Below are 9,979 nucleotides of genomic sequence, written 5' to 3'. Positions count from 1 at the left end.
CGGCTTCCGCGGCGCCGGCGCCGGCGGTGCCGCCCGCTGCGCCGGGCTCCGGGCGCAACGGCACCGTGACCCGGACCGCCGCCGGAACCGGCACGCGCCGGGGCAGGGGCTCCGCGAGCGGTCCCGTACTCGTGTCCGAGCGCATCCTCTTGAGCAGGATTTCGGCGCTGATCAGGCACATCGGAAGCCCGATGCCCGGGATCGTCGTACCGCCCGCGTAGTAGAGGCCGTCGATCTTCGAGGAGGCGTTCGACCCGCGGAAGAACGCGCTCTGCTTGAGCGTGTGTGCGGGGCCGAGTGCCCCGCCGCGCCAGGAGTTGAGGTCGTCGGCGAAGTCGCCCGGCCCGATCGTGCGGCGTACGACGATCCGGTCGGCGAGGTCGGGGATGCCTGCCCAGTCGGCGAGCTGCCCGATGGCGTCGTCGGCGATCGCCTCGATGGCGGGGGAGCCCGCGCCGTCGATTCCGCCGTGGCCGAGGCCGGGGTCTGCCGGGATCGGCACGAGCAGGAACAGGTTCGAGGAGCCGTCCGGTGCGACGCCGGGGTCTGTCGCGCTCGGCATGCAGACGTAGAACGACGCCGGTGAGGCGACGCTCGGCGTCTTCCCGAAGATGCGGCCGAAGTTCTCACCCCAGTCCCGGGTGAACAGGAGGGTGTGATGCTGCAGTTTCGGCAGCTGGCCGCTCACGCCGAGCAGAACGAGCACGGCGCCGGGCCCGGATACCCGGCGCTGCCACCAGGACTCCGGGTAGCTTTGCAACGGCTCGGGAAGAAGCTCGGTCTCGGTGTGGTGCAGGTCGGCGGCCGAGACCACCCGGTCGGCGGCGAGCCGAACGGTGGTCCCTGCCCTGTCGACGTAGCTGACCCCGGTGACGGATGCCCGAAGTCGCTTCGACACGCCAGGCCGCGTTCCCGGTGTGGTGGTGATGGCGGTGACTCTCGCGCCCGTGATCACTTCGACGCCCTCTGCCCTGGCGAGGTCGGCGATGCTGTCGATCAGGCGGGTGAAGCCGCCCTGCGGGTAGAGCACGCCGTCGGCAAGGTCGAGATGACTCATCAGGTGGTACATCGACGGGGTCTGGTCGGGGGAGGAACCGAGGAAGACGGCCGGATAGCCGAGGACCTGGCGCAGTCGCGGGTCGCGGACGTAGCCGGCGACGAACGTGTCGAGCGGCTGCAGGAGCAGCCGGGCGAGCCGGGGGAGGCGGGTCAGGACGTCCCGAACGAGCAGCGGCCGGAACGACTGGAAGCTCGTGTAGAGGAACCTGGACACGGCCATCCGGTAGGTGTCCTCCGCTGAGTCCAGATAGCGGTCGAGCGCGGCACCCGCTCCTGGCTCGAGGCTTTCGAACAGGGCTATATTGTCGGCGCGTTCGGCGCGGATGTCGATCGGGTCCGGGTCGTCCTCGAAGAAGACCCGGTAGCCGGGGTCGAGACGGCGCAGCTCGAGCTGCTCGGCAGAGCTCGTGCCGAACAGGCGGAAGAAGTGGTCGAAGACGCCGGGCATCAGGTACCAGGACGGTCCGGTCTCGAACCGGAACCCCTGTTCCGTCCACGATCCTGCGCGGCCACCGAGGGTGTCGTTGGTTTCGAGCAGGGTCACCCGGTGCCCGTCACGGGCGAGCAGGGCCGCACTGGCGAGGCCGGCGATCCCGCCGCCGATCACGATCGTGCGGTTTCCATTCGAAGGGGTCATTTCTTCCACGCTCCAGGGCCGAGGGCTGCGCCGAGGGCGATCATCAGTTTTTCCGGGTCGGGTACCCGCACCCGGGTGTTCAGCAGGGATCGGGCGGGCGTTCCGCGGAGTTTGACCGCGAGGCTCGCGAAGAGGCCGTGCGCTGCGGCAACCGCACGCCGACTCCCGCGGGGGAGCAGGGGCAGCGCGCGCGCCGCGGCGTCGAGGTCCGCGTCCATGTCGTCGAGGAGGAAGTCCTTCTCCTCGTCGGTCATGGTGAGCAGGTTCACTCCCGGGAAGTAGTTGCGTCCGAGATCGTCCCGGTCGGCGGCGATGTCCCGCAGGAAGTTGACCTTCTGGAAGGCTGCTCCGAGGCTGCGGGCGCCGGCCGTGAGCGTCGCCAGTTCGGTCTCCGTGCGTTCGGACTCGTGCAGGAACGAGCGCAGGCACATCAGCCCGACGACCTCCGCCGAGCCGTAGATGTAGTCGGCGATGCCGGCGGCGTCGAAGGGGGCCGGGTCGAGGTCGCGTCGCATCGACGCGAAGAACGGCGCCGTGAGCCGGGCGTCGATGCCGGTCGCCCGCGCGGTGTCCGCGAAGGCGTGCACGATGAGGTTGGTGCTGAAGCCGGTCTCGATCGCCCTCAGGGTCTCGTCCTCGAGCCCGTCGAGAGCCGCACGCTGGGCCGCGTCCGGGAGACCGGCCTGGCTGGCCGCGCCGTCGACGATTTCGTCCGCGATCCGCACGAGGGCGTAGATCGAGCCGACCTGGCGGCGTTCCCGCGCGGCGAGGAGGCGGCAGGCCAGCCCGAACGATGTCGAGTAGACGCCGATGACCTGGGCTGAGCTCGCATGAGCAGCCCGGGTGTACGTCGCGATCTGGGTGGCCGTGCCGGTCGTGGGCGTCGGGCGTCGGGTGTCGGTCATCGGCTGCGATTCACTGAGGTGTCGGCGAGCTGGGTGAGGGTCGTGCGGAGGACCGCGGGGATCGCGGCGGTGTCGAGCGCGGCGACCGCCCTGCGGGCGTGGTCGATCGCGAGCTCGTCGGTGGACTGCAGTGCCCCGCAGCTGCGCAGGAGTACCCTGGCCTCCTCTGCCTCGTCCTGGGTGAGGTCGGCCTTGCCGACGAACGGTGCGATCGCCGGCCAGTCGCCCGTCGTACCGGCGTAGGCAACGAGCGCGGTCTGCTTGCCCTCGCGCAGGTCGGTCAGTGCGCTCTTCCCCGTGCGCGCGGGGTCTCCGAAGACGCCGAGGATATCGTCGGTGAGCTGGAAGGCGACGCCGACGAGCCTGCCGAACCGTCCGAGGGCGACGATCGCCTCCTCGCTCGCCCCCGCGAGCACGGCCCCGGCCATCAGGGGAGCCTCGAAGGAGTAGACGGCGGTCTTCTGCTCGAGGGTCACGGTCACTTCCTCGACAGAGAGGGGAGTCTTCGAAGCGGTGTTCGTGACGTCCGCGAGTTCACCGGCCGCCGACACGAAGACGGCCCGGTCCAGAAGGTCGAGGAGCCGGCCGCGCTGCTCGGCGCCGATCGGCAGCAGGGCGAGTGCGCGGTGCGCCTCGCTCAGGGCGAGGTCGCCGGCGAGGATCGCCGCCGTGGTCGCCCAGGCGCCGGTCTGCGTCCCGACTGCGCCATGGGCGAGGGCGCGCTCCGTGAACCTGCCGGCGACGTTCGCGACGCCGCGACGGTGCAGGTCGCGGTCGATCACGTCGTCGTGGATCACGAACGCGGTGTGCAGGAGTTCGAAGCTCACGGCGACCGGGATCGCCAGGCTCATCTCCGTTCCGCCGAGTCCGGCGAACGCGGCGAGCACGAGCGCGGGACGCACCCGCTTGCCGCCACTGCTGGCCTGCTCGAGCGAGTCCCAGAGAGCGACGTAGTGCGTTCCGTAGTCGCTCGCTCGCAGCCTGGCCGCCGCGAAGTATCGCTGGAGTTCGGTCTCTACTTCGATGTGGGCGATCTCAGGCATCGAATCTCAACTCCTTCAGTTGGAGCACCATCCATGGGCTGAAGGCCCACGGGCTGGAGAGCGCGCTCGCGCGCAGGGTTTCGGGGTCGGTCCACACGTATTCGGAAACCTCATCGGGATTCGGCACGGGGTCGGTGTGCACCGTCGCGCGGTACACCGGGCAGATCTCGTTTTCCACGATGCCGCTCGCATCCGTCGCCCGGTAGCGGAACAGGGGAAGCGCCACGGTCAGTTCGTCGAGGTCGAGGCCGAGCTCAAACCGGCCGCGCCGTGCGATGGCCCGCCGCTGCGACTCGTCCGGGAGGGGATGCCCGCAGAAGGAGTTCGTCCAGACTCCCGGCCAGGTCCGCTTGCCGAGGGCGCGCCGGGTGACGAGAACCTCCCCGCGTTCGTTGAAGACATAGACCGAGAAGGCAAGATGAAGGGCGGTATCGGCGTCGTGCATCGTGCTCTTGGGCGCCGAGCCGATCGGGCGCCCTGATTCGTCGAGCAGTACGACGAGTTCGACCGTCTGGTCCACAGCCTGCATGTGATTCCTCCCCTTCCCGCCACCATACCCGTAGATATTGCTAACCAAGTTAGCTAATCGTGAGGCTAGCATGGTGGAATGTCCGAACGAGCCACTTTCCCGCCCCGGTCTCCGTCGCCGGAGCCGAGCTTCTGGACCGGCCAGGGGAACAACGGGACGACCGGGACCACCGGTGCTCGCGACGTTCTCGCCGCGCTCCGGGCATTCCGGGCCGCGGATGCCGCGATGCGCGAGCGCGCCAGGGCCGAGCTCGCGGTGAACGAGACCGACCTCGTGGCCATCAGGCACCTGATCCAGCGCGAGGCCCGCCGGACCCCGGTCAGCCCGAAGGATCTCACCTCCCACCTCGGGATCTCCTCTGCCGCGACGTCGAAGCTGCTCGCGCGCCTGACCCGCACCGGGCACATCCGCCGCGAGGCGCACGCCGTGGACGGACGGGTCCAGCTCATCTTCGCGACGCCGGCGGCGCATCAGGAGGTGCGCCGGGCGCTCGGGGGCGTGCACGAGCGGATGTTCGCGGCCGCAGAGGACCTCGAACCGTCCGAACGAAACGCCGTTATCCGCTTCCTCACGGCCATCGCCGACGCCATGTCCGCAACGACGACGGACACCGCGTCGCACCACGGCGGCACTCCGACCGGGGTCACAGCCCCGAGCGGGGGGACCGAAGCGGTTCAGGGGCACTCGACCACCTAGGCTTGACCGGTGCCAACACCAGCAGCAGACCATGTGACCGCCCTCCTCGCGTCCTACCAGGACTTCCCGGAGACGGGCATCCTCTTCCGGGACCTCAACCCCGTTTTCGCGGACGCCGTGGCCTTCCGGGCGCTCATCGACGAACTCGCCGGGCGGTTCGCCGGGCAGTTCGACGCGGTCGCAGGAATCGAAGCGCGGGGTTTCCTGCTCGCGGCGGCCGTGGGATACGCGGCGGGGGCATCCGTGCTCGCCGTGCGCAAGGGCGGCAAGCTGCCCGGCTCCGTGCTGTCGGAGAACTACGACCTCGAATACGGTTCGGCGTGCCTCGAACTCGAGATCGGCCAGCTGCCGGAGGGATCCCGGGTGCTCGTCCTCGACGACGTGCTCGCGACGGGCGGAACGATCGCGGCCACCTCCCGGCTCGTCCGGCGTGCCGGCTATCGGCTGACGGGCGTCGGCGTCGTGCTCGAGCTCACCGAACTCCTCGGCCGCGACCGCCTCGGCACCACCCCGCTGCACACCATCGTCGCCCTGTAGAACCACCCCGCAGCGGGCAGGCACCGACCGCACTGTGCGAAAACCGCACGCTCTGGGCCGAATGGCGGCCGGATGCCGCATGCTTGGTTCATGACGGGAAACGGCGACGAGTGGGTCTTCGCGCCAGACGGCCGCAGGTTCTGGGGACGCTTCGGGGCCGCCGGGCTGCTCGTGCACCACGCCGACCTCGGGGTGCTGATGCAGCATCGCGCCGCGTGGAGCCACAACGGCGACACCTGGGGGCTTCCCGGCGGCGCCCGGCATGAACACGAGACCGCCCTCGAAGCCGCGCTCCGCGAGGCGAACGAGGAGGCCGGCGTGCCCGCCGAACTCGTGAGCGTGCAGTTCAGCTCGGTACTCGATCTCGGCTTCTGGTCGTATACGACGGTCGTCGTACGCGCCCTCGAACCCTTCGAGCCCGTGATCAGCGACCGTGAGAGCATCGCACTGCGCTGGGTGCCCGCCGAGCTCGTCGACGCACTGCCGTTGCACCCCGGCTTCGCCCTGAGCTGGCCGGCCCTGCGCGCCCGCCTGGACGGGGCGGATGCCGGCGGCCCGGCCACCGACGTCCGCTCGCCGGAGTCGCGCGCCTGACCCGGTGCAGTCAGACGGCGGTCAGCACCCGGAAGACGGGATGGTCCGCGGCGATCGCCTCGAATGCCGAAACGGGTTCGTGCCGGTCCACGGGAATGTGCGGGCGCCCGCCCGGGGCCTTCTCGACGAAGCGTTTCAGGATCGGCGCGCGGTCCTCCGCCGGCACCTCGACGAGCCAGACCGGGCGCGCCGTGCGCCTGCGGAGCGTCGCCCGGCCGCCAGCCGCGCGCACGTTCCGCACCCAGTTGCATTCGCCGAGCATCGAGACGAGGTACCACTGGCCGTCAACGTCGGCCGTCCCGATCGGGAACCGGGTCACCTGTCCGCTGCGTCGCCCGATGACCTCGAGGGAGACCCAGCGTCTCGGCAGCACTCCGAGGCGCAGCGCCCGGTTCCACAACCGTGCATAGCGCTTCGCCGTGGCGTTCCCCCGCCCGCCGGAATACATCGCGCGAAGCCGGTCTGCCTGGGCGCCCATTACCGCGCCCTCCTCACCGGACGGGACGCCGGCCGGGGGACCGCGTGCGAATCGCCCCGGGGAAGCCACGGCACGATCGGGCTCGCCACGCGCTGGTATGCGGGATAGTCCGTGTCCATGCCCGAAGCGTACGCCGGGTTCGGCCGTCCGGCACCGTGCTTCCGGCACGCTCCACCCGATCCGTGACACCGGCCCCGTGCGACCCGCTACCGTTGACACCCGGAGGAATCATGAAACTGGAACCGTTGTTCCTCAGGCTCGACCGGGTCGCCGGTGGTCGGTCCGTGGAATACACCATCGCGCCCGAGATGCGCCGGCACCCCAGGACCAGGCGCACGTTCGTCGCGATTCTCTGGCTCCTCGCCGCGGAACTGGTCCTCGGCGCGGCCGCGGTCGTCATCGCTGTCGTCCTGTTCCTCGGCGGCACCGAGATCCCGACCTCGGTCTGGATGCGCACCTTCGTTGTGCTCGCGATGACGCTCACCCTGCTCTACTTCGCCTGGCGGGCGCAGAAGGGCTTCTACTGGGCCTACCTCCGGCTGCGCCTGTTCAGCAAGATCTTTCCGGTGATCACGCTCGTCCTCGCCGCGATCCCGGGCCTGTACCCGTTGTGGATGGTCAGCGAGCAGATCCTGTTCAGCCTCATCATGATCGGCGTCGGAGACTACCTCTCCTCCGACCACATGCGCGAGGCGTTCCCCAGGCCGCCGCGCACACCGAAGCCGCCGCGCACACCGAGGCCGCCGCGCACCCCGAAGCCGCCGCGCACCCCGAAGCCGCCGCGCACCGCACCGCCGCGCTAGCCTGGCGCGTTACGGACCCCACCCGAATGTCGCAGGGCGCCGCGACGCAGGCTCAGGCCTCCCGCACGACCTCCTCCGCGGCCTTGTCCGGGCGCCAGCCCCGCCACGACGGATGCCGCAACCGGCCATCCGAGGTCCACTCGAGAAAGTCGACCTCCCCGACCAGGACAGGCCGCACCCAGTGCGCGTCCCGTACATCGGCCGCCGGCACCGCAGCGAACGGGCTCTCCGCCTGCGCGAGCCGGTCGAGCCGGCCGCGCAGCACGACCAGGTCCCTGTCGCGGAAACCGGTGCCGACCCTCCCGACGTACTCGAGCCCCGCCTCGGACGGAATCCCGAGGAGCAGCGAACCGAGCGACCGCGACCGGTTGCCGTTCCCGGTGCGCCAGCCGCCGATCACGACCTCCTGAGCCCGGTGGTGCTTGATCTTGATCCAGGACCGCGACCGCTGCCCGCCCTCGTATCCGCCGTCGGCGTCCTTCGCGACGATGCCCTCGAGGCCGAGCTCGCGACTCACCCGCACGGCATCCTGCGCGTCGCCGGGCAGGTCAGGCGACAGCTGCACCGCCCCGTCGCCCGTGACGAGCGACTCGAGGATCGCCCGTCGCTCCGAGTACGGCGTGCGGCTGAGGTCGACCCCGTCGCGTTCGAGCACGTCGAACACGAGGTACTGCACCGGGGTGGCGGCGGCCGCGGCGGCCACCGTGCGGCGGGTCAGGTGCATCCGGCTCTGCAGCAGGCCGAAGTTCGGCCTGCCGGAACGGTCGAGTGCGACGATCTCCCCGTCGAGCACCGCGCTGGCCGTGTCGACAGCGGTCGGAACCGCCGCGAGGAGCTCGGGGTAGGCATCCGTCACCTCGTTGCCCGCCCGGGTGAAGAGCCGCACCGGCCGTTCGGCGCCCACCGTCGACAGGTAGGCGAGCGCGCGAATGCCGTCCCACTTCGGTTCGAAGGCCCACCGGATGTCCGTGACCAGGTCCGCGGCCGATCCGAGCGTCGCAAGCATGGGCGTGTACCGCCCCCGCGGGCTCGCATCCGGCCGCCCGCCCGGCGCGACTCCGCCGGTCTCTGCGCCGGGGGCCGTTCCGGGAGTCCGTCCGGAGTCCGCACCGGTCTCGGGGCCCGGGTGACCCGATGTCGTCGCGGTGTCCGGTTCGGCAGCGGCTGATTCAGCAGCGGATGCGGCGGCCGGTGCCACCGCCCGCCGGACCCTGGCGCCGGCCTTCGGCTTCATCAGGTGGATGAGCCAGTTCTGGGCAGAGCGGTCGTGAGAACCCTGACCCTGCGCGTTCGTGCGGATGAGTGCGAACCTCCGCGTGCCCTCGAGGCCCCCGCCCGGCTCCCCGTGCAGGGTCGCGATGACCTCGTCCTCCCGCCATTTCTCGAGGTCGTAGCGGCCGCGATCCCAGATCGACACCGTGCCCGCCCCGTATTCCCCTGCCGGAATCTCACCCTCGAACCCGCCGTACTCGAGGGGATGGTCTTCGGTGCGCACGGCGAGGTGATTCTTCGCCGGATCCGTCGGCACCCCGCGCGGGAGCGCCCAGGAGGCGAGGACACCCTCGTGCTCGAGACGGAAGTCGTAGTGCAGGTTCCTGGCGTGGTGTTCCTGGATCACGAAGCCCTGCCGGTCGGGGCTCGCGGTCACGGCCCCGGTGCCTGCTTCCGGCACCGGCTCCGGGGTGCGCGCCGCCGAGCGTTTGCTGCGATACACGGCCAGCCGGTCCCCGGGGTCAGGCGCGGGGGCATCCGCCCCCGCATCGCGCGCCGCGTCCCGGGCCGGTTCGCGCGCCCCCGAACCGTGCGCTCCGAGCAGCGCGGCGAGCGGATCGCCGCCGTGTTCGACCCGGCTCAGCGCCTGCTTGTAGTCGAGCTGGGCGAGTCCGGGCTCGGCGAGCTCCCGCCAGGTGCGCGGCATCGCGACCATCGGCCGGAACGTGCCGCGCAGGGAATACGGCGTGATCGTGGTTTTCGCAGCGTTGTTCTGGCTCCAGTCCACGAGCACCTTGCCGCCCCTGATCGACTTCTTCATGTCGCTCACCACGAGGTCGGGGTGGTCGGCTTCGAGTGCTCTGGCGAGTTCGTGCGCAACCTGCGAGATCTCGTCGGAGGTATGGGTCAGGTCGAGCGCGGCATACAGGTGGATGCCCTTACTCCCGCTCGTGACCGGGAGCGGGTCGAGTCCCATATCGCGCAGGATGGCGCGGGCGAGCCTGGCCACCTCTGCGCACTCCGGAAGGGTGACGCCCTCACCGGGGTCGAGGTCGAGCACGAGCCGGTCGGGGTTGCGCCGGCTGCCGTCCCGCCCGAACTGCCACTGCGGAACGTGGAGCTCGAGCGCCGACATCTGCCCGAGCCAGGTCAGGGTCGCGACGTCGTTCACGAGCGGGTACACGTTCGTGTGGTCGGTGTGCTCGATCGAGTGGCGCTGCACCCAGCTCGGCGCTGAGTCCTCGAGGTTCTTCTGGAAGAACATCTTCTCCGGCTTCTCCACCGTGCCGACCCCGTGCACCCAGCGCTTGCGGGTCGCCGCACGGTTCGCGGCGTGCGGCACGAGCACCTCGGCGATCGCGGCGTAGTACCCGAGGACATCCGCCTTTGTGGTGCCGGTCTCGGGGTAGAGCACCTTGTCGAGGTGCGTGAGAGTGATCCGGTGACCGTCGACGGACACGACCTGGCTCGTCGCCTCGTTCATCCG

General features: G+C 70.5%; 10 protein-coding genes. 4 read left to right on the top strand and 6 right to left on the bottom strand.

All coding sequences use genetic code 11. From position 1 onward, the window contains the following. The 4 genes from crtI to idi all read right to left on the bottom strand — a co-directional run. Positions 1 to 1,696, bottom strand: a 1,696-nt coding sequence (gene crtI / locus E3O50_RS00380; RefSeq protein ID WP_134564532.1) for a phytoene desaturase family protein, incomplete at its 3' end; no start/stop codon positions are given. Beyond that, the gene (locus E3O50_RS00375) at positions 1,693 to 2,601 is read right to left on the bottom strand and encodes a squalene/phytoene synthase family protein (protein WP_134446123.1); all 909 of its coding nucleotides are present in this window, start codon (positions 2,599 to 2,601) and stop codon (positions 1,693 to 1,695) included. The genes crtI and E3O50_RS00375, both read right to left, overlap by 4 nt. Continuing rightward, the gene (locus E3O50_RS00370) at positions 2,598 to 3,644 is read right to left on the bottom strand and encodes a polyprenyl synthetase family protein (protein ID WP_134446122.1); all 1,047 of its coding nucleotides are present in this window, start codon (positions 3,642 to 3,644) and stop codon (positions 2,598 to 2,600) included. The genes E3O50_RS00375 and E3O50_RS00370 overlap by 4 nt, the downstream gene beginning before the upstream one ends. Then, positions 3,637 to 4,164 carry an isopentenyl-diphosphate Delta-isomerase gene (gene idi, locus E3O50_RS00365; RefSeq protein WP_174774578.1) on the bottom strand — a complete coding sequence of 176 codons (528 nt, stop codon included), beginning with the start codon at positions 4,162 to 4,164 and terminating at the stop codon, positions 3,637 to 3,639. Before idi ends, E3O50_RS00370 begins: the two co-directional genes overlap by 8 nt. An 87-nt stretch (positions 4,165 to 4,251) precedes the next feature. Between idi and E3O50_RS00360 the strand changes: the two genes are divergently transcribed. The 3 genes from E3O50_RS00360 to E3O50_RS00350 all read left to right on the top strand — a co-directional run bounded on the left by E3O50_RS00360 (position 4,252) and on the right by E3O50_RS00350 (position 6,000). Beyond that, positions 4,252 to 4,869, top strand: coding sequence for a MarR family transcriptional regulator (locus tag E3O50_RS00360; protein ID WP_134446120.1), 618 nt, complete (start codon positions 4,252 to 4,254; stop codon positions 4,867 to 4,869). A gap of 9 nt (positions 4,870 to 4,878) precedes the next feature. Continuing rightward, positions 4,879 to 5,406 (top strand): adenine phosphoribosyltransferase, encoded by a 528-nt coding sequence (locus E3O50_RS00355; protein WP_134446119.1) that lies wholly within the window; start codon positions 4,879 to 4,881, stop codon positions 5,404 to 5,406. A 90-nt stretch (positions 5,407 to 5,496) separates the two neighbouring features. Beyond that, the gene (locus tag E3O50_RS00350) at positions 5,497 to 6,000 is read left to right on the top strand and encodes an NUDIX hydrolase (protein WP_134446118.1); all 504 of its coding nucleotides are present in this window, start codon (positions 5,497 to 5,499) and stop codon (positions 5,998 to 6,000) included. Between the two features lie 10 nt (positions 6,001 to 6,010). Here E3O50_RS00350 and E3O50_RS00345 read toward each other — a convergent pair whose 3' ends face one another. Continuing rightward, positions 6,011 to 6,478: a nitroreductase/quinone reductase family protein gene (locus E3O50_RS00345; RefSeq protein WP_198413593.1), complete on the bottom strand. Its 468-nt coding sequence runs from the start codon at positions 6,476 to 6,478 to the stop codon at positions 6,011 to 6,013. 230 nt (positions 6,479 to 6,708) lie between these two features. Between E3O50_RS00345 and E3O50_RS00340 the strand changes: the two genes are divergently transcribed. Then, positions 6,709 to 7,281 carry a hypothetical protein gene (locus tag E3O50_RS00340; protein WP_241975247.1) on the top strand — a complete coding sequence of 191 codons (573 nt, stop codon included), beginning with the start codon at positions 6,709 to 6,711 and terminating at the stop codon, positions 7,279 to 7,281. Positions 7,282 to 7,333: 52 nt separating this feature from the next. Here E3O50_RS00340 and E3O50_RS00330 read toward each other — a convergent pair whose 3' ends face one another. Then, positions 7,334 to 9,976 carry an ATP-dependent DNA ligase gene (locus tag E3O50_RS00330; RefSeq protein WP_134558338.1) on the bottom strand — a complete coding sequence of 881 codons (2,643 nt, stop codon included), beginning with the start codon at positions 9,974 to 9,976 and terminating at the stop codon, positions 7,334 to 7,336. Positions 9,977 to 9,979 lie beyond the last annotated feature (3 nt).

Origin of the sequence: Cryobacterium sp. MDB1-18-1, assembly GCF_004402735.1 — a bacterium.
In the GTDB taxonomy this organism is placed as follows: Bacteria; Actinomycetota; Actinomycetes; order Actinomycetales; family Microbacteriaceae; genus Cryobacterium; species Cryobacterium glucosi.
Note: the sequence above shows the minus strand (reverse complement) of the source record. Positions and strands in the feature narration are given on the sequence as shown.

What these genes read in the sequence shown, in the direction of transcription:
- E3O50_RS00375 (WP_134446123.1), bottom strand. Translation starts at nt 2,601, where the DNA reads ATGACCGACACCCGACGCCCGACGCCCACGACCGGCACGGCCACCCAG.
- E3O50_RS00370 (WP_134446122.1), bottom strand. Translation starts at nt 3,644, where the DNA reads ATGCCTGAGATCGCCCACATCGAAGTAGAGACCGAACTCCAGCGATAC.
- E3O50_RS00360 (WP_134446120.1), top strand. Translation starts at nt 4,252, where the DNA reads ATGTCCGAACGAGCCACTTTCCCGCCCCGGTCTCCGTCGCCGGAGCCG.
- E3O50_RS00350 (WP_134446118.1), top strand. Translation starts at nt 5,497, where the DNA reads ATGACGGGAAACGGCGACGAGTGGGTCTTCGCGCCAGACGGCCGCAGG.
- E3O50_RS00345 (WP_198413593.1), bottom strand. Translation starts at nt 6,478, where the DNA reads ATGGGCGCCCAGGCAGACCGGCTTCGCGCGATGTATTCCGGCGGGCGG.
- E3O50_RS00340 (WP_241975247.1), top strand. Translation starts at nt 6,709, where the DNA reads ATGAAACTGGAACCGTTGTTCCTCAGGCTCGACCGGGTCGCCGGTGGT.
- E3O50_RS00330 (WP_134558338.1), bottom strand. Translation starts at nt 9,976, where the DNA reads ATGAACGAGGCGACGAGCCAGGTCGTGTCCGTCGACGGTCACCGGATC.